This window comes from Janthinobacterium sp. FW305-128 (genome assembly GCF_020858135.1).
GTDB lineage: Bacteria > Pseudomonadota > Gammaproteobacteria > Burkholderiales > Burkholderiaceae_D > Janthinobacterium.
Genome location: NZ_JACYMK010000012.1, coordinates 105,334 through 126,480 on the forward strand (window position 1 = coordinate 105,334; position 21,147 = coordinate 126,480).

At 64.1% G+C, this 21,147-nt stretch carries 21 protein-coding genes; 12 read left to right on the top strand and 9 right to left on the bottom strand.

The window, feature by feature from the left end:
* Nucleotides 1–17: 17 nt before the first annotated feature.
* From IGS60_RS23215 to IGS60_RS23240, 6 genes are all read right to left on the bottom strand, one after another.
* Entirely contained in the window at nucleotides 18–3,719 is a 3,702-nt protein-coding gene (locus IGS60_RS23215) for a tubulin-like doman-containing protein (RefSeq protein ID WP_230506336.1), read from the bottom strand.
* 36 nt (nucleotides 3,720–3,755) lie between these two features.
* Nucleotides 3,756–4,193, bottom strand: a complete 438-nt coding sequence (locus tag IGS60_RS23220) for a hypothetical protein (protein WP_230506337.1) — start codon at nucleotides 4,191–4,193, stop codon at nucleotides 3,756–3,758.
* Between the two features lie 44 nt (nucleotides 4,194–4,237).
* Nucleotides 4,238–5,707, bottom strand: coding sequence for a hypothetical protein (locus IGS60_RS23225; protein ID WP_230506338.1), 1,470 nt, complete (start codon nucleotides 5,705–5,707; stop codon nucleotides 4,238–4,240).
* Nucleotides 5,704–7,200 carry a hypothetical protein gene (locus tag IGS60_RS23230; RefSeq protein ID WP_230506339.1) on the bottom strand — a complete coding sequence of 499 codons (1,497 nt, stop codon included), beginning with the start codon at nucleotides 7,198–7,200 and terminating at the stop codon, nucleotides 5,704–5,706. Before IGS60_RS23230 ends, IGS60_RS23225 begins: the two co-directional genes overlap by 4 nt.
* A 127-nt stretch (nucleotides 7,201–7,327) precedes the next feature.
* A complete protein-coding gene (gene rfaE2 / locus IGS60_RS23235; RefSeq protein ID WP_070222576.1) occupies nucleotides 7,328–7,810 on the bottom strand; it encodes a D-glycero-beta-D-manno-heptose 1-phosphate adenylyltransferase in 483 nt (160 codons plus the stop codon).
* Between the two features lie 33 nt (nucleotides 7,811–7,843).
* Complete coding sequence (locus IGS60_RS23240; protein ID WP_070290090.1) at nucleotides 7,844–8,083, bottom strand: DUF3717 domain-containing protein; 240 nt, start codon at nucleotides 8,081–8,083, stop codon at nucleotides 7,844–7,846.
* Nucleotides 8,084–8,217: 134 nt separating this feature from the next.
* On the opposite strand from IGS60_RS23240, the gene IGS60_RS23245 reads away from it, so the two are divergent.
* The 8 genes from IGS60_RS23245 to IGS60_RS23280 all read left to right on the top strand — a co-directional run bounded on the left by IGS60_RS23245 (nucleotide 8,218) and on the right by IGS60_RS23280 (nucleotide 13,318).
* Nucleotides 8,218–9,156, top strand: coding sequence for a hydrogen peroxide-inducible genes activator (locus IGS60_RS23245; RefSeq protein WP_230506340.1), 939 nt, complete (start codon nucleotides 8,218–8,220; stop codon nucleotides 9,154–9,156).
* Nucleotides 9,157–9,214: 58 nt separating this feature from the next.
* Entirely contained in the window at nucleotides 9,215–10,069 is an 855-nt protein-coding gene (ubiA, locus tag IGS60_RS23250) for a 4-hydroxybenzoate octaprenyltransferase (RefSeq protein ID WP_070222581.1), read from the top strand.
* Between the two features lie 108 nt (nucleotides 10,070–10,177).
* Nucleotides 10,178–10,534 (top strand): DUF883 family protein, encoded by a 357-nt coding sequence (locus IGS60_RS23255; RefSeq protein WP_070222586.1) that lies wholly within the window; start codon nucleotides 10,178–10,180, stop codon nucleotides 10,532–10,534.
* A gap of 45 nt (nucleotides 10,535–10,579) precedes the next feature.
* Entirely contained in the window at nucleotides 10,580–10,966 is a 387-nt protein-coding gene (locus IGS60_RS23260) for a phage holin family protein (protein WP_230506341.1), read from the top strand.
* Nucleotides 10,963–11,310, top strand: coding sequence for a hypothetical protein (locus IGS60_RS23265; RefSeq protein WP_230506342.1), 348 nt, complete (start codon nucleotides 10,963–10,965; stop codon nucleotides 11,308–11,310). The genes IGS60_RS23260 and IGS60_RS23265 overlap by 4 nt, the downstream gene beginning before the upstream one ends.
* A gap of 89 nt (nucleotides 11,311–11,399) precedes the next feature.
* Nucleotides 11,400–11,957, top strand: a complete 558-nt coding sequence (locus IGS60_RS23270) for a DUF3455 domain-containing protein (protein WP_230506343.1) — start codon at nucleotides 11,400–11,402, stop codon at nucleotides 11,955–11,957.
* A gap of 57 nt (nucleotides 11,958–12,014) precedes the next feature.
* Nucleotides 12,015–12,605, top strand: coding sequence for a sigma-70 family RNA polymerase sigma factor (locus IGS60_RS23275; RefSeq protein ID WP_230506344.1), 591 nt, complete (start codon nucleotides 12,015–12,017; stop codon nucleotides 12,603–12,605).
* Complete coding sequence (locus IGS60_RS23280; protein WP_230506345.1) at nucleotides 12,602–13,318, top strand: anti-sigma factor; 717 nt, start codon at nucleotides 12,602–12,604, stop codon at nucleotides 13,316–13,318. Before IGS60_RS23275 ends, IGS60_RS23280 begins: the two co-directional genes overlap by 4 nt.
* A gap of 12 nt (nucleotides 13,319–13,330) precedes the next feature.
* Here the strand turns inward: IGS60_RS23280 and proC are convergent, their stop codons facing one another.
* Complete coding sequence (proC, locus tag IGS60_RS23285) at nucleotides 13,331–14,161, bottom strand: pyrroline-5-carboxylate reductase (protein ID WP_230506346.1); 831 nt, start codon at nucleotides 14,159–14,161, stop codon at nucleotides 13,331–13,333.
* Nucleotides 14,162–14,177: 16 nt separating this feature from the next.
* The gene (locus tag IGS60_RS23290) at nucleotides 14,178–14,879 is read right to left on the bottom strand and encodes a YggS family pyridoxal phosphate-dependent enzyme (protein ID WP_230506347.1); all 702 of its coding nucleotides are present in this window, start codon (nucleotides 14,877–14,879) and stop codon (nucleotides 14,178–14,180) included.
* 70 nt (nucleotides 14,880–14,949) lie between these two features.
* Between IGS60_RS23290 and IGS60_RS23295 the strand changes: the two genes are divergently transcribed.
* The 4 genes from IGS60_RS23295 to IGS60_RS23310 all read left to right on the top strand — a co-directional run bounded on the left by IGS60_RS23295 (nucleotide 14,950) and on the right by IGS60_RS23310 (nucleotide 19,916).
* Entirely contained in the window at nucleotides 14,950–15,993 is a 1,044-nt protein-coding gene (locus IGS60_RS23295; RefSeq protein ID WP_070312390.1) for a type IV pilus twitching motility protein PilT, read from the top strand.
* Nucleotides 15,994–15,996: 3 nt separating this feature from the next.
* A complete protein-coding gene (locus IGS60_RS23300; RefSeq protein WP_306798515.1) occupies nucleotides 15,997–17,136 on the top strand; it encodes a PilT/PilU family type 4a pilus ATPase in 1,140 nt (379 codons plus the stop codon).
* 1 nt (nucleotide 17,137) lies between these two features.
* Nucleotides 17,138–17,623 (top strand): glutathione peroxidase, encoded by a 486-nt coding sequence (locus IGS60_RS23305; RefSeq protein WP_070222603.1) that lies wholly within the window; start codon nucleotides 17,138–17,140, stop codon nucleotides 17,621–17,623.
* A 184-nt stretch (nucleotides 17,624–17,807) separates the two neighbouring features.
* Nucleotides 17,808–19,916 carry an EAL domain-containing protein gene (locus tag IGS60_RS23310; RefSeq protein ID WP_230506348.1) on the top strand — a complete coding sequence of 703 codons (2,109 nt, stop codon included), beginning with the start codon at nucleotides 17,808–17,810 and terminating at the stop codon, nucleotides 19,914–19,916.
* On the opposite strand, the gene glcF is transcribed toward IGS60_RS23310, so the two are convergent.
* Entirely contained in the window at nucleotides 19,909–21,144 is a 1,236-nt protein-coding gene (gene glcF, locus IGS60_RS23315; RefSeq protein ID WP_230506349.1) for a glycolate oxidase subunit GlcF, read from the bottom strand. The genes IGS60_RS23310 and glcF overlap by 8 nt on opposite strands.
* Nucleotides 21,145–21,147: the final 3 nt, after the last annotated feature.

Sequence of the window (21,147 nt, forward strand, 5' to 3'; positions counted from 1 at the left end):
TTCCAGCACTCCAGCACTCAACCCAAGGGCGGCGGCATCAACGGTGGCGGCGCGCTGAGGAACAAGGGCGCCAGCTCGGGGAACTGGGCCAGCTCGGCCCAGGCCGGCAAACCGGCGCGCCACACCTTGGTGGTGCCGGGTACGACCTGCCCTGCCTGCACGTACTGCACGATCTGCTGGGCCGTGAACGGTCCCTGCTGCTGGCCGTTTATGCCCAGGAAATATTGGTACTCCACCAGGGGCGGCGGCATGCCGCCCAGCGGTGGCGGCGCCATGCCAAAGGCCGGCGCCATGGCAGCGGCCGGTGCGCTGGCCGGGCGCAGCAGTTGCTCCAGGCGTCCCGCTTCCAGCATTTCCCCCTTGATCGCATATTTCAGCCGGGGCTGGCCGTCCGCTTCCGGCTCGCGCACTTCCCAGTCGTAAGCGTCGCCGTCGGAGTCGCCGATGACGTTCGCCCATTCCTTCAGGCGGCCCAGCAAGGCTTGCACCGTGCGCTCGAGCTCATCGCTGGCCATGCCCTTGCGGCGCGCCGACTCGCGCAGGCGCGCGCCCAGCTCGGCGGAAATGGCGCTGCCAAAGCCGACGTACGGCAGCTGCGAGCCATCGGCCTGCGCCACCAGCTTGGGCGCATACACGGTGCGTTCATAGTATTTTGCCAGCGCGGCCATGGCCGCCGTCTGCACGACGTCAAGCGCCGTCAATTTTTCTTCGATGCGCAGGGCGATGTTTTTCTCGTACGAGGCGGGCATGCCGTTCTGGCGGATGGCCCGTTCGTTGCCGATGCGGCGCAGGTCGCCCGGTTCGACGGCAAACTGGTACTGGCCTGGCGGCACGACTCTGCCCGTGTGGCGCGTCAGCACGCCCAGCATGATCGCTTGCAGGAACTCGCCGAAATCCTCGGCCAGGCGCTTCATTTCATCGGTATTGGGCGCGATCGGGTGCGTAAATTGCGTCGGATCGATATGCGTGTGGGTCGGCGCCTTGTCGTTGTCGCCTTCCTTGCGGTAGCTGGTGCGCCAGCCTTCCAGGCCCCGCAGCACCGTCATCGGCACGCCGGCCAGCTCGCAATAGCAGACGGCGCGCCCGCGGATGCCCGTCTCGACGATTTCCAGCTGGCTCACCGTGATGCCCACCTGGGTCGGCACGCACGATTCGAGCTCGGCGCCGAACTTCGCCTTGAAGGCGGCCGCGTTGGCCACGCCGATCACGCACTTGAACTGGTCCGACACGACCGTGAAGTCGCCCGCCATGTTGGCGTCGATCCACGGCATGGAGCAGGCCAGCAGCTTGCGGAAGCGGTCCAGGCGTTCGGACACGTCCATCTGTTCCAATGCCTCGAACAGGGGGTCGGGGGTGCTCGTCGCGCCTTCGGTCAGGCCCGCCGTGGCGATCATGTTCTCGGCCATGCGCGTGACCTTGGCCAGGATCAAGCCCCGCTGCGCCGGTTCGCCCAGCATGGGGAACAGGGCTTTCGAGCCGCCCATGTCCTTGAACGCTTCATCGGCCCACTGGCGCAAGGTGGCCGCCGACGGCAGCGCGATGTCTTTTTCCGTGACGGGAATGACGATCAGGGTCGCATGTTCCTTGTCCAGGTCCTTTTGCAGGATGGTATTGGCCGTTTTGAGTTCCGCCAGCATGGCCAGCACGCCTTCGCGGCCCGTTTGCAGCTCGCCCACCAGGCCATTCCACTGCGCGCGGCCCTGCGCATCGACGCCGACCCGGTTGCCCAGCCAGCGCGACAGCTCGCCCAGCAGGATGACGGACTCGTCCGCCGCTTTGGCCCGCAGATGGAATTTCAGCGCATTCGCCATTTCCGTGCGCAAATGATCCATCACCACGCCCGCCTGCTTTTCGCCATTGCTGAGGAAACCGAAGGTGCTGCGCGTCTGTTCCAGGTTGTTCAGCAGGCGCTCGTATTCGCGCGAGCGCACGGCTTCCTTGATTTCGCGGTAGCGCTCGGCATTCGCGCCGATCTGCGCCGTCAAGCCGCTGCCCGGCGCCTCGATGCGGTCCTTGATCTGTTCCACCAGCGACAACACGTATTCCAGGCCGCCGAATTCTTTATTATCAAGATAGCCGTACAACTGGTCGCGCACGACTTTCTTGACATCGTCGAGCACTTCGCGGCGGCGCTTGCTGATGCGGTCTTCCGTCGTGTCGGCCGTGGAATCCTGGTCGCGCACGGCGTCGCGTTCCAGGTGCTTCATGGCGTCGCGCACCTGCGCCGGCCATTCGCTGCGGTCGAAGCCCGTGCGGATATCGTTGATGCGCGTATTGACCCGGTTTTCCACGCCGGCCAGCAAGTGGCCGTGGCGGTCTTCCAGCAATTCGTCGACGACGCGGAAATCGATGAAGTCGCCGCTGGAGCGCTTCAGTTCGATGCTTTTGTCGGAAAACTCGGGGAAATCGCTGAAGGGCGTGCCCTTCAGGAACATATTTGCAGCAAGAAAATTATCGCGCTGCGTATCCGTGGCGCGGTTGGCGCCCGCGTCCGTGCCGCCCACGCCAAAGAACGCTTGCAGCATGGCGCCGGCCCAGCGGTGGGCCCGCTCGTCGCGCGCCGCTTCCTGGCGCGTATCGAGCACGGCCATGCCGAACGAAGAAAAGCGCTTCGAGAAATACAAACGCATGTCGCCGAAGCGGTCTTGCGGCACGGGCGCGTTGTACAGCGAATTCTTGTGCTGCGCCTGGTTGACGGCGATCGAACGCTTGGCGCGGGCGAAGTCGGCCGAGGCAAAATCCTCGAACAGCGAGTCGGCCACCATGTGGTAGACGTCGCTGACATCCTTGGTGTGCTGTTGGGCAAGATTACCCGAATCGATCAGGTACACCTCGCTGTACGGCTCGCGCGTCAGCTCCGGACGGTCATACGCGTCCCAGCGGCCCACATAGCCCTTGTTGCCCATCATCGCCGATTCCAGCTCCATCAGCGCCGCATAGCCGTTGGCCTCGACCCGGTCCTTGTTGGCCTTGGTGTAGCCGGTCGGCAAGAACAGCATCAGCTCCACGTCGGCCGCGCCCACTTCGCTGCGCGCCAGCCAGCGCGCCAGCAAGCCCATGTCGAGGAAGGAACCGGAACCCGTGCCGCCCGCCACGGAACCGACGATGACGATGCGGAAACGGTTCGTTTCCATGCGCAAACCCAGTTCGGCCAGCTGGCGCTCGTGCGACAGGCCCGCCTTCAGCGCTTTCAGCTTCAAACGGATCTTGTCGCGGATCTTCGCGTATTTGTCGAAGAAATACAGGCGCGACACGGCGCGGATCTGCCCGGCGCCGCTGCTCATGTCGAAACGCAGCTCGCGGATGCGCTGCGGCGTCAGCGGCAACCATTCCTTGATGTGCGGATATTTCTCCAAGGAATCTTCATCACGGCTGTACTTGTCCATGTCGAACGATTCGACCACCTTGTCATCGTCCGTGAACTTCACCTGGTCGAACTGCAAGTCCTTCGCCTGCGACTCGCCGCTTTCGATCACGGCGCCATTGTCGAGGTCGAAATGGATGAATTGCGCGATGGGAAAGTCGGCCAGGCCCTCGATGCGCGTGCGGTTGCCCGCGCCGCCCCACAGCGTGTTGAGGATGCGCCGGCGCACGCGCATCAACACCTGCATGCCCGTGCCGCCGATGCCGATGAACAGGGTCGGGCGCAGTTCGATGATCTTGTCCTGCTTGCGCTCGCTGGCGCCGCCGGTGATGGTTTGGTTCAGGTTCTCTGCCATGGTGATTCCTTCGATGATGCGTGCAACGGCGTATTCTTAGCGGCGGCTGGAGGTGAACGTCAACAGCAACGCTACCAGGCCCACCAGCACCAGCGGTCCCATGAACAATGGCGCGAGGAATTTATGCGCATTCACGGCCGCCAGCACGACGCCGGTCGCCAGGCTGGCCAGGAAAATGAACAGCCACCAGCCCGAGGCATTGGCCTTGTTCGGCGGCACGCGCTTGGCCACCAGGCCATTCGCATAGGCATTCTTGGCAAAGAAAAAGGCAACGAACAGCAGCAACAGCACGACGCCGCCGATCAGCGTGTCGCGCGACGAGGTGTCGGTCGTGGCAGCGGCGTCCAACGCGGGCGCAGCTTCGGTGGTGGCCGTGGTGGATGCTGGTGCGCCCGGCGCATCGGCGGCCGGCGGCGCGGATGCGGGGGCCGGCAGGGTAAAACCGCTGTTGTCTTTGGGAGTGTCTTGCGCCATGGTATGCCTCAGTTGAATAGAAGGTTTATTTAAAGAATGGTTGCTCAGGCCAGGCTCAGGGTATGGCCTTCGGCCACGCGCACGACGGCCGGCTTGCCCAGGCCACGCTTGAGTTCGCCGATGTCGCGGCCGTCATCGTCGCGGATCTGCACGCTTTTGAAGGGTTTGAGCAGCACTTGCCGCTGCACACCGTCGGCCATCACCTTGTAGCGCGTGGCGCGCGTGCCCAGCAAACCCAGCGCCAGCAAGCCCAGCACGAGCGCCAGCACACCGCCGAGTATCACCAGCACGGGCAGCAGCGGATACTGGATGCGCACCAGCAGCGGGATCGTCGCCTGCGACGCGCGCACGCTGTCGGGCGGCGTGAACATGCCGGAGATCGGATCGCCGGGAAACAGTTCCTGCAAATCCTTGCCGAAGCTGGACGCCAGCGCCAGCCGCTGTTCCGACAGGCCCACCTGCGCCTGCATGGGCAGCAACACCTGCTTGCCCATGGCGGCGATCGCCTGCGCCGACCACGGCGACGGAATCTGCGCCATCGGCAACGCAAACTGCACCTGCACGGACTGGCTGGCACCCGGCTGCAGCTGGCGGATTTGATCTGGCGCAACGTGCAGCGGCGCGTTCTGGCCCGCCAGGCTGGCGTGCACCCTGGCGCTGTCGATCACGTACGGGAAAAACATGTTTTGCAGCGACGCCTGCAGCACCACTTGCGGCACCAGGTTCGCCGCATCGACGTCGAGCACGATGGTGCGCCCGTCGCGGCCCAGGCTGGCGTGCACATTGGCGCTGTTCTTGACGGACTGGGGCACGATGCGCACGGCATCCTGGTCCACCGGTTTCAGCCGCGCGGGCGGACGCGTCAGCACTTGCGACAGCCGGCCCTCGGCCAGGATGCGGGTCAACGCCTCGGACGCGGGCTGGCCATACGCGAGCGCATACACCATCAAGCCCTTGGCGCTGTACAGCTTGCCCTGCACGGGCATGCGCAGCGGAAACACCACCGTCTTGGTGATCGACGGTTCCAGGTGCAGCAAGCGGTAAAAATCGCGGTTGCGCTCGGCCGTCTGGCTGTCGTTGTTCGGGCTGTTCTTGTTATTGGTAAAGATCCACACGATGCCGGACGCGGACTGAAACGGGCCCGTGATGGTCTTGGTCACGGCTTCCTGAAAATCCGTGTCGGCCAGCGCGCCGCCGGCGCTCTTGCGCGCCAGGCCGAGATGGGCCAGCTGGCCCGCCACGCCGGCGCCGCCCTGCCCTTGCCCGATCAGCGCTGGCGACACATTGCTGCCGCTGCTCTGGCTGAAGGCCAGGGTGTAGACCTTGTCGGACGGGTTTGTAGCGGCCTGCGCCACGGCGCCCACCAGGGCTTTCAGCTGCGAATGCTCATCCGTGTAGAACGGCTCCATCCAGCCCGAGTTTTGCACCAGAAACGCTTGCTGGATGCCGGCCGCATGCGCGGCGGCGGCGCTGAAAAACGCGGCGCAAGCCACGGTCAGTAAGCGCGCCTTCATGCCTGCAAGGCCCAGCCATCGATGCGCGACAGCAGCGGGTGGTAGGCCCACAGCATGCCTTCATGCACAAACAGGCGCACGCGCCACGGCTCGCTGACGGCGAACGTGTGAAATACGGTTTCGCGCAACTCGTCGTCCTGCACCAGCTGGGCCGCCAGGCGCTCGCTCGAGCGCAGCACGCTCGACAGGCCGGCGCTGGTGGCGAACTTGACGCCAAAGACGCTGCTGCCCCCGCCCGATTCCAGCAAGGGCATGACGGCCTGGTTCTTGCCGCCATCGTCGCCGTGTTCCGGTTCTTCCCACGGCGCCGTTTTCAGCTTGGCGGCGAAGCGGTAATTGAAGCTGCCCGAGCACAGGCGCGGCGCCAGCGCGTCGGCCCGCTCGGATTGCGCGCCCAGTTTCACGTAGACATAGGTGCCGCGGCTGCGCTCGAAGCACAGCTGCCACAGGCCGCCATCGCGCGACACGTACGGGCTGCCGAATTCGAAATGCGGCACCAGCCCTTCGGGCCAGGGCGTAAACGAAGCGGCCACGTTGCCGTCCGGCTGCAGCTGCAGCCGGAGTTGGCCGTTGGCGCAGGGCCACACGGCCATGCGGTTGTAGGCCACGGGGGCGCTGACGGTGCCCAGGTCGACCACGCCGTCGAGCAGCACGTCGCTGCCCGGTTTTTGTTGCGCATCAAGGTTGACGAAGCGGATGCGGCCATCGTTGTCGCGCAGCGGTGCCCACAGGCGGTTCTGGAACCAGACGGGCGCGGCCACGCACGGCGCGCCGCCCACGTGCTCGACCACGTAGGTCAGCGAAGGCACGTCGGGACGGATGCAGGCCAGGCCATGGCTGGTCGGCAAGACCAGCACGCTATTGAATTCCGGCACCAGCTCGGCGCGCCAGGCGCCGTGGGCCAGGTCCGATTCGGCCAGCAAGCTGCCATAGTCGGGGTCCAGCGCCAGCCAGCGTTTCGAGGCGGGCAGCCAGGCGTGCAGGACGGCCTTGCGCGGGTCGAGCGCCAGCAGCGCGGGCGCGCTGGTTCCGAACGGGGCGGAAAAGAATTCGTATTCGCCGGGCGGCGGCATGGGCAGCGAAGCATCGGCTTGCGCATGCTCTTCGCGCGCACGCTGGTCAGCCAGCTTCAGCGGTACGCTGGCCTGGCGCAAGCCGGCCGGACCGGCCGGCGGCACATCGCTGACAGGATGCGCGCCGAAAGGAGGAACCCAAGGCGCCACCCCGGACGGCGTGGCGGCCGCCTCGGGCGGCACTTGCAAGGCCGCGCCCGAGGCGGGGTCGAACGCAAATTCGGGCGGAAACTGCCGCACGGGCGCGCCGGCCGCCGCCGGCAGGCGCCGCGCCAGCATCAGCTTGCCGATATCGGCCTGGCTCACCAAGGGCGAGACATTCTGGCCGTCCGCGCTGCGCTGCATGCTCCACGCGCCCGCGTCATCGACGTACCAGGCGCCGGAGGGCAGTGGCCAATCCCCAGAAGTTTTATGATCCATGTATTTTCTATGACAAGCAATGCATATCAGACGGTGTAACGTGCTGGGGCTGTCGAAACGAAGTCGCAGCCCTGGCAGTTCTCATAGTAACGTCTTTTTATCTGTATGGAAACATTGACGGCGGTCCTCAGCCCTGCTGCGTCCGCACTTTCGTCAACAGCTTGGTGGTCGAGCGGTCGTGCGCGAAATCGATGGCCACGGCCTGGCCGCCATACGCCAGCACGGCGCGTCCTTCGGGGATGGCCGCCATGTCGTAGTCGCCGCCCTTGGCATAGATTTCCGGTTCGATCTCCTGCACCACTTCCAGGGCGCTGTCTTCCGAGAACGGCACGACCAGGCTCACCGCTTCCAGCGCGGCCAGCACGGCCATGCGGTCTTCGCAGCTGTTCAGGGGACGGTCGTCGCCCTTGCCCAGGCGTTTCACTGATGCATCAGTATTCACGGCAACGATCAGCGAAGCGCCCAGCGCACGCGCCTGCGCCAAATACGTCACGTGGCCGCGGTGCAAAATGTCGAACACGCCGTTCGTCACTACCACCGGTTTCGGCAGGGCCGCGGCGCGGGCGCGCAGTTCGTCACGGCCGCACAGTTTGTTTTCAAATTCAGGCATGGATATCTCTTGTTGGGTTAAATACGGTCACACTCAGGCGTGGCTATCGCCTTGGATGCCGCCGGCATCGCGGCGCCAGGCATCGATCAAGGCCAGAATGGCAGGATCCAGGCCCTCTTCGGCGATGCGATCTTGCCGGTAATAAATCATCAGCGCATACACGCCGGCCAGGCGGCTGACGGGTGGCGACAGCGCATATTCATTGCCGCGCGCCGGTTGCCGGGCACGCCAGTAATTGATCGCCGCTTCCAGCGCCTGCATCCGCAATTCCATCGCCCCCTCCTTCCGCCGCCCGCTCCCGCATTATAGGGGGCGATCCGCTACAATACGCCATCGGCGCCACAGTTTCACGTTTGCGCCACCTTTCATTCATTGCAAGTAAGTACTTCCTGTGTTTCAATCAACCTATGACACTGACTGAACTGAAATATATCGTTGCAGTCGCGCGAGCGAAGCACTTCGGCCATGCCGCCGAAGCCTGTTTCGTTGCCCAGCCCACCCTGTCAGTGGCCATCAAGAAACTCGAAGACGAATTGGGCGTGGTCCTGTTCGAACGGGGCGGCGCGGAAATCTCCGTCACGCCCCTGGGCGCGCAGATCATCGCGCAAGCCGAGCGCGTGCTGGAACAGACGGCCGCCATCAAGGAACTCGCCAAGCAGAACAAGGACCCGCTGGCCGGCCCCCTGCGCCTGGGCGTGATCTATACGATCGGCCCCTACCTGCTGCCGCCGCTGGTCAAGGCCATGATAGACCAGGTACCGCAGATGCCTTTGATTTTGCAGGAAAACTTCACGGTTCGCCTGCTCGAATTGCTGCGCCAGGGCGAACTGGACGTGGCCATCATGGCGCTGCCCCTGCCCGATCACGGCATGGCCATCCAGGAACTGTATGACGAACCGTTCGTCGTGGCCATGCCGCGCCAGCATCCGTGGACGGCGCGTGAAAAAATCGCCGCACAGGATTTGAAATCGGAAACCATGCTGTTGCTGGGCAATGGCCACTGTTTCCGCGACCAGGTGCTGGAAGTGTGCCCCGAAATGGCGCGCTTTTCCTCGCCCGGCAACGGCATGCAGCGCACGTTCGAAGGTTCCTCTCTGGAAACCATCCGCCACATGGTGGCCAGCGGCATCGGCCTGACGGTCTTGCCGCGCGCCTCGGTCGCCAATATGCACGCCACCGACGGCATGCTCGAGTACCGGCCGTTCGCCACCCCCGTGCCATCGCGCCGGGTGGTGATGCTGTGGCGCAAGAGTTTTACGCGCAAGGCGGCCATCGACGCCCTGTGCGCGGCCATCGCGAGCTGCAACTTGCCTGGCATCACCCCCTTGTGCGAAGACGACGAATAGTACATTGACATACTATTTGCGATAATCGACCTTTCTCTTCAACAAGATCGAGTCTTTCATGAACAAGCTGGCGCTGTATTTCCGCCTGATACGGCTGGACAAGCCTATCGGTACCGTATTGCTGCTGTGGCCTACCCTGTGCGCGCTGTGGCTGGCGCAGCAAGGCGTGCCGGACTGGCGGCTGCTGCTCATCTTCACTCTTGGCACTTTCCTGATGCGCTCGGCAGGCTGCGCCATCAACGACTACGCCGACCAGGATATCGACAAATTCGTCAAGCGCACGGCGGACCGTCCCATCACCAGCGGACGCATCAGCGGCAAGGAAGCGCTGGCCGTGGCCGGCGTGCTGACCGTGCTGGCCTTTTGCCTGATCCTGCCCCTGAATGCGCTGACCAAGCAACTGTCCGTGGCGGCCGTCATCATCGCCGGCACCTATCCCTACTTCAAGCGCTTCTTTGCGATTCCGCAAGCGTATCTGGGCATCGCCTTCGGCTTCGGCATTCCCATGGGCTTTGCCGCCATCACGGATTCCGTGCCCGTCGTCGCCTGGCTGCTGCTGCTGGGGAATGTCTTCTGGGCCGTGGCCTACGATACGGAATATGCGATGGTCGACCGCGACGACGACTTGAAAATCGGCATCAAGACCTCGGCCATCACCTTCGGCCGCTACGACGTGGCCATCGTCATGTTCTGCTATGCCGTTTTCCTGCTGCTGTGGCTGGCATGCGGCTGGTATCTGGGCTTGCGTTACTGGTTCGTCGCGGGCTTGCTGGTGGCGGCCGGCTGCGCCGTTTATCACTACACCCTGATCCGCGCACGCGAGCGTATGCCGTGTTTTGCGGCATTCCGGCATAATAACTGGCTAGGAGCAGCGGTGTTTGCGGGCGTGGTACTGGACTTTGCTTTCCGTTAATCAATGATCCTTGTGCCGCGGCAGCCCTTGAGGCGGCGCAACACAAGCCTGGCCGCAGCTGCCTACACTGGTATTTCACTGTGCAGTTTCACTTCCATGAGGTAATACATGAACTCGATACATACCGGCAAATCCAGCAGCGACAGCATCCTCGCCGACGCCGACAAGGCCCGCGACAAACTGGTCGGCGACCTGAAAACCGTCATCAACGAAGCGGAAGGCTGGCTCGATGGCGCCAAGGATCAGACGGGCGAGAATGTCAAAGCCGTCAAGGACAAGTTCATCGCCACCCTGGAAACGGCCAAGAAAGATTTGATCAAGCTGGAAGAAGACTTGCTCGAACGTACCAAGAAGGCGGCCAAGGCCACCGACGAATACGTGCAGGACAATCCATGGAAAGCTGTCGGTGCGGGCGCCGTCGTGGGCGTGCTGTTCGGCCTGCTGCTTTCCTCGTCACGCCGTTAGACAGTATTGACGGCATTCGCCGTCTCCTGACGCGAAAGGCAGCATATGGCTATCATGCACCATGTCGCCCAAGTCGCAGCGACCCTCGCCGCCATCGTCCAGACCCGTCTGGCCCTGGCGGCCGTGGAAATGGAAGAAGAGTCGCTGCGCTTCCTGTCCTATCTGGCGCTGGCCATGCTGGCGCTGCTGTGCCTGTTCGTCGGCCTCGTCTTGATCGTATTCCTCGTCATCGTGCTGTTCTGGGATACGCACCGCATCGCCGCCATCGCCATCATGGCCGCCGTCTTCATCGTCGCCGCCGTCGCCACCCTGCTGGGCGTGCGCGCCAGTTTCCGCAGCAAGCCGAAACTGCTGTCCTTCACGCTTTCCGAACTGAACAAAGACCTGGACGAGCTGCAACTGCTGGCCCGCCGGGGATCGGAGCGGCCATGACCACGCATCCCACCAAACTGTCGCATGTGCACACGGCCGCCAGCCTGGCGCAGCGACGTGACGCGCTGCTGGCCGAATGCGCGCTGCAGCGCCTGGCCCTGGGCGTGCAGACACGCCAATTGCTGGAACCTTTAACGGGCGGCAATCTGCGCCACACCCTGGCCACGCGTTTTAAAATTCCCCTGATGGTGGGCGGCGCCGTGCTGGGCCTGGTACTGGTGCGCCCGCGCCGCTTCCTGCCGCTGCTGCGGGCCAGCGGCGCGCTGCTCAAGCACGCCACCACCGCCATGCCCGTCATGCTGGCGCTGGCGCAGCGTTTCAGCAAAAAAGAAACGCCGCCATAAAATATTTTTGCCTGGCTGCATCCAAATGGCTAGCCGCTGCGTAGTAATGGTATCAACCAGCCGGTTGAGCCAACTACCAGGAGCTTGCCATGCATGCCACCATCGCCCCACGCCATACCGCCCCCTCGCTCACCGTCCTGTGCGCCGCCCTGCTCGTGGCTGCCTGCGCACCGATGAGCGCACGCTACTCGCAGGAACAATTGCCGAACGCCGTCAAGGTGCCCGATGGCCATCAGGTCGCCATGCAGACGGTGGGCGTGGGCAAGATCGCCTACGAATGCCGGGCGAAGAAAGACATGACGGGGCATGAATGGGTCTTCGTGGGACCGGACGCGGCCCTGAACGACCGCAGCGGCATGCAAGTGGGCACGTATGTGGGACCGCCCGCCACCTGGGCCAACCTGGACGGCTCGAAAGTGACGGCGACGCAAGTGGCCGTGGCACCGGCCGGCGCGGGCAATATCCCGTATCAACTGGTGAAAGCCAATCCGGCCACGGGCAGCGGCGCCATGCAGGGCGTCAGCTACATCCAGCGCGTGGCCACCAGCGGCGGCGTGGCGCCAAGCAGCCCCTGCGGTATGGAGTCCGTCGGTGCCAAACAATGGGTGCCCTACCAGGCCGACTACATCTTCTGGAAATCGGCATAAATCCTTTCAAGCGACGGTTGGCAAGCGGGTTTCTGACCTATACTCGGCCTTGAAAACTTGCTAACCGTTCACTCAACGATTGCGCCGACCTTGCCAGCCCACGCCGCCCCTTACGATTACGATGCCGCCCTGCGCGCCTGCGCCAGGGGCGAGCAGCAGGCATTGCATGGCCTGTACCAGCAGGAAAGCCGCTATCTGCTGGGCGTGGCCCTGCGCATCGTGCGCCAGCGGGCCTTGGCCGAAGATGTGCTGCACGATGCCTTCCTGAACATCTGGCGCCGCGCCGGCAGCTTCGACGCCACGCGCGGCAGCGGCAAGGGCTGGATCTATGTGGTGGTGCGGCACCAGGCGCTGAACGTGGCGCGCGCCCGCGCCCATGAAGTATCGGCCGACGAGGATACCGTGGAAACCCTGCTGCACCAACACCACGGCGATGACGCCGGCGATACCTACGCCCTGCAGGCGAACATGGGCAAGCTGCACGACTGCCTGGGCCACCTGGACGAACCCAAGCGCAACAGCATCCTGTACGCCTACGTCGATGGCTGTTCCCATAGCGAGATCGCGCAGCGCCTGCAAGCGCCGCTGGGGACCGTCAAGGCCTGGGTCAAGCGGGGCCTGGCCGCCTTGCGGGAGTGCATGGGATGATCAACAGCGACGAGGAATTGCAAAGGCTGGCCGGCGAATACGTGCTGGGCACCCTGGACCTGGCCGAACGCGCGGCAGTGGAGCAGCGTTTGCCGCTTGACGCCGCCTTGCGCGACGCCGTGGCCGACTGGGAACGGCGTCTGCTGCCCTTGACGACTTTGGCGCCGCCCGAAACGCCCTCGGCGCAACTGTGGCCGCGCATCAGCGCCAGCCTGTTCATGCCGAACACCGTGCGGCAGGCGGGCGGCTGGCAAGCGTGGTGGAACAGCCTGGCCTTCTGGAGAATACTGGCCGGCGGCGGCTTGCTGGCCACGGCCATGCTGGCCGTGCTGGTCACTACGCAATTGCAAGCGCCCAGCGGGCCCGGCTACCTGGTGGTGCTGGTGGCGCCGCAGGATAAATCGCCGGGCTGGATCGTGCAGGCGGGCGGACGCGGCGGCAAGAACCGCGACCTTAGCCTGATCCCGCTGGGGCCGACCACGGTGCCGCAGCAGAAAGCCCTGCAATTCTGGACCAAGGGCAAGGACTGGGGCGCGCCCGTCTCGCTGGGCCTCGTCAAGCCGGGGCAAAGCGTCAAATTGACATTAGACAAGCTGCCGCCGCTGCAGCCCGAGCAATTGTTTGAAATCACCTTGGAGCCGGCGACGGGTTCGCCCACGGGCAGACCGACGGGGCCGGTGCTCTACATCGGCCGCGCCGTCAAGGTCATGTAATTACCTGTCCACTTATTTACCCAGCTCGTCCCCCATCTCGCGCCCGCGCTGCGCGGCTGCCTTGATGCCCTTGACGATGGCCGCCTTCACGCCGCTCTCTTCCATGCTGGTCAAGGCCGCATAGGTCGTGCCGCCCTTCGACGTGACACGCTCGCGCAGCAAGGACACGGGTTCGCTGGAGTTGGCCGCCAGCTGCGCTGCGCCCGTAAACGTGGCAATGGCCAGCTGCGTGCCCTGTTCCGGCGTCAAGCCCAGTTCGGCGGCCGCCTGCTGCATCGCTTCGATAAAGTAAAACACATAGGCGGGACCGCTGCCGGAGACGGCCGTCACAGGATCGATCTTCGCTTCGTCGTCGAGCCAGACGGTCTGGCCGACGGCGCGCAGGATGGCGTCCGCCGTCTTTTTCTGTTCGTCGCTCACGCCGCTGCTGGCCACCATGCCCGTGATGCCCATGCCGATCAGGGCCGGCGTGTTCGGCATGCAGCGCACGATGGCGGAATAACCGCCGAGCCAGCGCGACAGGTCGGCCGCGCGGATGCCGGCCGCGATCGACAGGACCAATGGCGCGCTTTCCCCGTCGAGGAAGGGCAGCAGCTGCGCCGCCACGTCGCGCATGCTTTGCGGCTTGACGGCCAGCACGATCACGTCCACGCCGCGCAACGCGTCACCGGCGGACGTCGCCGTCGTGACGCCGAATTGCGCCTGCAATTTTTCCAGCGCCGGCGCGTGCGGGTCGATCACGTGGATGTTGGCGCCCAGGGTCAGCTTGCCCGCCAGGCCGGCGATCAGGGCCGCGGCCATGTTGCCGCCGCCTACAAATGCGATATTCAATTCTGTCGTCATGCTTGTTCTCTCTTCATCAGGAATAGTTGCGGGAACCGAAGATGGCGCTGCCCACGCGCACGATAGTGGCGCCCTCGAGCACGGCGGCGCGCAAGTCGGCCGACATGCCCATCGACAAGGTGTCGAGCGCCAGCCCGTCCGCCTGCAATTGTTCGTACAGCGCGCGCAATTGCGCGAACGCACGGCGCTGGAGCGTGACATCCGTTTCCGGCTCGGGAATCGCCATCAGGCCGCGCAAACGCAGGCGGGGCAGCAGCGCCACGGCATGCGCCAGCGCCGGCAAGTCAGCCGGCGTTACGCCGCTTTTGCTCGCTTCGCCGCTGATATTAACTTGCAGACAGATATTCAGGTCAGGCAAGCCGGCCGGCCGTTGCTCGGACAGGCGCGCGGCGATCTTTTCCCGTTCCACCGTATGCACCCAGTCGAAGTGCTCGGCGATGGGGCGCGTCTTGTTGCTCTGGATGGGGCCGATGAAATGCCATGCCGGGACGTGCTGCGGCGCGGCCTCCTTCACAAAGGCGATCTTGTCGAGCGCTTCCTGCAGATAGTTTTCGCCAAACGCCATCTGGCCCGCGCGCATGGCCGCCAGCACGGCGTCCGCGCCGAAGGTTTTTGACACGGCCAGCAGGGTCACGTCGGCAGGCACGCGCTGCGCCTCCACGGCCGCCTGCGCAATACTGTCGCGCACGGCTTGCAAGTTCTGTTCGATTGTGGACATAATCATTTTCTAGTGTATAGGGGCGGCGGCACAGTGCGCCAGCCCATCAATGCAGGCACAGGGATTATAAATGGACATCTCCGAACTTCTCGCTTTCTCCGTCAGCAACAAGGCTTCCGACCTGCACCTGTCTTCCGGCCTGCCGCCGATGATACGGGTCAATGGCGACGTGCGCCGCCTCAACGTGGCGCCGCTCGAGCACAAGGAAGTGCACAGCATGATCTACGACATCATGAACGACAGCCAGCGCAAGGCGTATGAAGAGGCGCTCGAGTGCGATTTCTCGTTCGAAATTCCCGGCCTGGCCCGCTTCCGCGTCAACGCCTACAACCAGGAACGGGGGGCTTCGGCCGTGCTGCGCACGATTCCGTCGAAAGTGCTGACCCTGGAAGACCTGAACGCGCCGCGCATCTTCGGCGAACTGGCCATGCGCCCGCGGGGCCTCGTGCTGGTGACGGGCCCGACGGGTTCGGGCAAGTCCACCACCCTGGCAGCGATGGTGAACCACGTCAACGAACGGCTGAATCACCATATTCTGACCATCGAAGACCCGATCGAATTCGTGCATGAGCCGAAAAAATGCCTGATCAACCAGCGCGAGGTGGGCTCGCACACGCATTCGTTCAGCAATGCGCTGCGCTCGGCCCTGCGCGAAGACCCGGACGTCATTCTGGTGGGCGAATTGCGCGATCTGGAAACCATCCGCCTGGCGCTGACGGCGGCCGAAACGGGCCATCTGGTGTTCGGCACCCTGCATACCTCGTCGGCGGCAAAATCGATCGACCGCATCATCGACGTCTTCCCCGCCGAGGAAAAGGAAATGGTGCGCGCCATGCTGTCCGAGTCCTTGCAAGCCGTCATTTCGCAGAACTTGCTCAAAACCAAAGACGGCGCTGGGCGCGTGGCCGCGCATGAAATCATGCTGGCCACGCCGGCCGTGCGCAACCTGATCCGCGAAGCGAAAGTGGCGCAAATGTATTCGGCCATCCAGACGGGCAGCAACGTGGGCATGCAGACGCTGGACCAGTGCCTGTCCGACCTCGTGCGGCGCGGCACGATCTCGGCGGAAACTGCCCGCTCGGCCGCCAAGTCGCCCGAAAACTTCCCCGGATAAGCCATGCAGACGACGCACGAACACTATGGCGCCATGCACGCGCTGCTGGCGCAGATGCGCGCACGGGGCGGCTCCGACCTGTTCATCACGGCCGGCTTTCCGCCCGCCATCAAGCTCGACGGCAAGCTGACGCCGCTGGCGGGCGCCGCGCTGGCCGCGCAGCAGGCGGCCGGCTACGTGCGCGCCGTCATGAACGAACGCCAGGCGGCCGAGTTCGCATCGAGCCGCGAAGCCAATTTCGCCATCAGCCCGGACGGCCTCGGGCGTTTCCGCGTGTCCGCCTTCGTGCAAATGGGCCAGGCAGGCATGGTTTTGCGACTGATCAATACCGCCATCCCCACGCTCGATGGGCTCGGTTTACCCGCCATCCTGCAAGACATCGTGATGAGCAAGCGGGGCCTCGTCATCATGGTGGGCGCCACGGGCTGCGGCAAGTCGACCACCCTGGCCGCCATGGTGGGCCACCGCAACGCGCACAGCCATGGCCACATCATCACCATCGAAGACCCCGTGGAATTCATCCATCCGCACGGCAACTGCATCGTCACCCAGCGCGAGGTGGGCGTCGATACGGACGACTGGGCCACGGCCCTGAAAAATACCTTGCGCCAGGCGCCCGACGTGATCCAGATCGGCGAAATACGCGACCGCGACACGATGGACCACGCCATCGCATTTGCCGAGACGGGCCACCTGTGCCTGGCCACCCTGCACGCGAACAACGCCAACCAGGCGCTGGACCGCATCATCAATTTCTTCCCGGAAGAGCGTCGCCAGCAACTGCTGATGGATCTGTCGCTGAATTTAAAAGGCATGATTTCGCAGCGTTTGATCCCCAACAAGGAAGGCGGCGGGCGCAAGGCGGCGCTGGAAATCCTGCTCAATTCGCCGCTGATGAGCGACCTGATCTTCAAGGGTCAGGTGCACGAGATCAAGGAATTGATGAAAAAATCGCGCGAGCATGGCATGCAGACGTTCGACCAGGCCCTGTTCGACCTGCACCAAGCGGGCGCCATCAGCCATGAAGACGCGCTGCGCAATGCGGACTCCGTCAACGACCTGCGCCTGGCGATCAAACTCAAGGGCGCCACGGCGCCGGAACCCGCCCCGCAAACGGGCGCCACCAAACTGGGACTCCTCTGACATGACCAGCATCCACGATTTCCAGGCCGAGGCGCTGGACGGCACGCCGATCGACCTGGCCCGCTACAAGGGCAAGGTACTGTTGATCGTCAACACGGCCAGCGCCTGCGGCTTCACGCCGCAATACCAGGGGCTCGAAGCGCTGTACCGCGAATTCCACGAGCAGGGCCTGGTCGTGCTGGGCTTTCCCTGCAACCAATTCCGCCAGCAGGAACCGGGCTCGAATGGGGAAATCAAAGCCTTTTGCGAAAAGAACTTCGGCGTCACCTTTCCCCTGTTTGCCAAGATCGATGTGAATGGCCCGCATACGCACCCTGTCTTTGCGCAATTAAAACAGGCGGCGCCCGGCATATTGGGCACGCAGTCGATCAAATGGAATTTCACCAAGTTTTTGGTGCGCAAGGATGGCAGCGTATTTCGCCGCTACGCGACGGCCAGCAAACCGGCCAGCCTGGCGGACGACATTCGGCAATTGCTACAGGAATAGCCATTCGACGGTTTGATTAAAAACAATAATTGCTCAAATCAATGAATCCGTGTTTATTTCATGCTTGATATCAATATTGTGTTTCCAATAGCAAATTTCAGTGATAATGTTTGCATAATTATTCGCAGATATCGATCAAAAAACGATGCCAGTCTTTGGGAAAATATTATCTTCATGGATGCGGATGGGAATTTATTCCCGCCTCTTTCTTCCTATTTTCTTCCTGATACTCGCCGTTTCCGCTGTTCGCTATCACGCCCTGCTCGGCACGGAAACGGCGCTGGCCAATGCGCGCTACCAGAGCGATGCGCGACAACTCGACCTGTTCCTCGCCAATAGCGTGCTGCCGCTGGCCATGCACGCGGACAGTCACGCGATGCACGACAGCGTGCGCCAGGTACTGCGCAGCGCCCTGCCGCTGAACCGCAGCCTCGTTTCCGCCCGCTGGGACACGGCTGGCGGGCATGTCGAGGTGCTGGCCGACAGCAAGCTTGGCGACACACTGGCCACGGTGCCGGCGTGGTTCGCGCGCCTGGCGGGCATCAATGCCATCCGCAGCCGCCTGACGGTGGCGCTGCCGGACGGCGGCGACGGCACCCTGAACCTGCACTACACGCCCGGCCTGCCCCTGGCGCAAGTGTGGCACCGGGTACGCGACCAGGCCATCCTCAGCAGCATCAATATCGTGCTCGTCTTCCTGCTGCTGGGCTTGATCCTGGCCACGCACCGCAAGCTGCTGGCGCGCTTCGTGCAGGCGACCGACCGCTTCCGCGAAGGCAACTTCGCCGTGCGCCTGGCAGCCGGCGCCACGCCCGAGGCGCAAGCCGTGTCGCAGTCGTTCAACGGCATGGCCGGCGATATCGAAGAACTGTTGACCTCACTCAAGACCAGCCAGCGCCAGCTGGGCGAACAGCTGAATGAAACCGTGCACATGCAACAGGCGCTGCAAAAGCTGTCCTGGCAAAACTATAATGATGTGCTGACGGGCCTGCCCAACCGTGCCGCGCTGGCCGCCCGCTTCGAACAGGAACTGTTCCTCGCGCGCGAACGCCAGCGCCTGCTGGCCGTCTGCCTGTTCGACCTCGATCACTTTCAGGCCATCAACGACCGCTACGGCGCCGAGGCGGGCGATGAAATCCTCAAGCAGGTAGCGGGCCGCCTGCACGGCTTTACGGGCCAGGTCCACTATGCGGCGCGCCTGGGCGGCGATGAATTCGTCATGCTGCTGTGCGGCCAGGCCAGCATCGCCAGCATCGAACAGAACGTCACGCAACTGATGACTGAGCTGAGCCGTCCCTACCAGTGCGACCAGCAGGCGCTGCACATGACGGCCAGCGCCGGCATCGCCGTCTACGCGGGCAAGGACCTGAATACGGAAAGCCTGCTGCGCCACGCCGACCACGCCGTCTACCAGGCGAAATTGACGGGGCGCAACCAGTACCACTTCTTCGACACCAACCTCGACGAGGAAGTACGCACCCACCACAACCAGCGCACGGAAGTGCGCCACGCCCTGATCAACGGCGAACTGCGGCTGTACTACCAGCCCAAGGTGAATATGCGCGCCGGCACGGTGGTGGGCATGGAAGCGCTGCTGCGCTGGCAGCATCCACGCCGCGGCGTGCTGGCGCCCGCGCAATTCCTGCCGCTGGTGGAACAGACGGATTTGATCATCGATATCGGCGAATGGGTGCTGCGCCAGGCCCTGTGGCAGATGCAGCGCTGGAGCGCGACCGGCAAGCACTGGGTGGTCAGCGTGAACATCGCGGCGCGCCACTTCCAGCAACCGGACTTCGTCTCGCGCCTGGAAACCATCCTCGGCGAATTTCCCGGCGTGCGCGCCAGCATGCTGGAACTGGAAATCCTCGAATCGTCGGCCCTGCACGACATCGAGGACGTGCGCCGCATCATCCGCGCCTGCCAGGCGCTGGGCATCACGTTCGCGCTCGACGATTTCGGCACCGGCTATTCGTCGATGTCCTACCTGAAACGCCTGCCGGCCAATATCGTCAAGATCGATCAGAGCTTCGTGCGCAATATGCTCAACGACCGCGACGACCTGCACCTGGTGCGCGCCGTCATCGGCCTGGCCCGTTCCTTCAGCTTGACGGTGATCGCCGAAGGCGTGGAAAGCGTCGAGCATGGCGCGCGCCTGATCCAGCTCGGCTGCGACCTGGCGCAAGGCTACGGCATCGCCCGCCCCATGCCGGCCGACGCCGTGCTGGAGTGGGCGAACACGTTCATCCCCGCCCCGCAATGGCGCATCGCGCAGTACAGCGAAATACCTATTTAGGCGTCAAGGCCGAATCAATCAGCTCGATCCAGTGCCGCACGGGCGTCTGCGTGCCGGACTGCAAATGGCTCAGGCAGCCGATATTGGCCGACACGATCATCTCCGGCTCGCACGCTTCCAGGTTCGCCACCTTGTTGTCGCGCAGCTGCTGCGACAGTTCCGGCTGCAGGATCGAATACGTGCCGGCCGAGCCGCAGCATAAATGGCTGTCCGCGCACAGGCGCACGTCGACGCCGACGGCGCGCAGCACCTGCTCCACCTTGCCGCGGATCTGCTGGCCGTGCTGCAGGGTGCACGGCGGGTGGTACGCCACCTTTTTCACTATGCGCCCCTTCAGCAGCGCCGCCAGCTCGTTTTCAAAGGCCGGCATGATCTCGGACAGATCGCGCGTCAGTTCAGCGATGCGCCGCGCCTTCTGCGCATACTGCGCATCGTGCGCCAGCAGATGGCCGTATTCCTTCACCGTGGCGCCGCAGCCGGACGCCGTCATGACGATGGCTTCGGCGCTGTCCATGCCGCTGACATAGGGCCACCAGGCGTCGATATTGCGGCGCATGTCGTCCAGCGCCGCGTCCTGGTCATTCAGGTGATGGCGCAGCGCGCCGCAGCAGCCCGCCTTCGGCGCAACGATCAGCTGTACCCCGAGCGCATCGAGCACGCGCGCCGTGGCCGCATTGATGTTCGGCGACATGGCCGGCTGCACGCAGCCGTCGAGCAGCAACATGGTGCGCGCGTGCCGGCGCACCGGCCATGCACCGGCTGCGGCGCCTGGCCGCAATTTGTCCTGCAAGCTTTTCGAGAGCAGCGGGCGCAGCGCCTGCCCCGCCTTGTACACGGGCGTAAACAGCCAGCGGCGCGGCAAGGCTTCCTTCAGGGCGAAGCGCAGCGCGCGTTCGCGCAAGGGGCGCTGTACGCGCTGCTCGACGACGTTGCGGCCGATGTCGACCAGGCGCCCGTACTGCACGCCCGAAGGACAGGTCGACTCGCAGTTGCGGCAGGTCAGGCAGCGGTCCAGGTGCGTCTGCGTCTTGGCCGTGACGGGCGCGCCTTCCAAGACCTGCTTGATCAGGTAGATGCGCCCGCGCGGGCCATCGAGTTCGTCGCCCAGCAGCTGGTAGGTGGGACAGGTGGCCGTGCAAAAGCCGCAATGCACGCAGGCGCGCAGGATGGCTTCGGCTTCGTCGCCTGCCGGCGTGTTCTTGATGAAATCGGCGAGATTGGTTTGCATGCG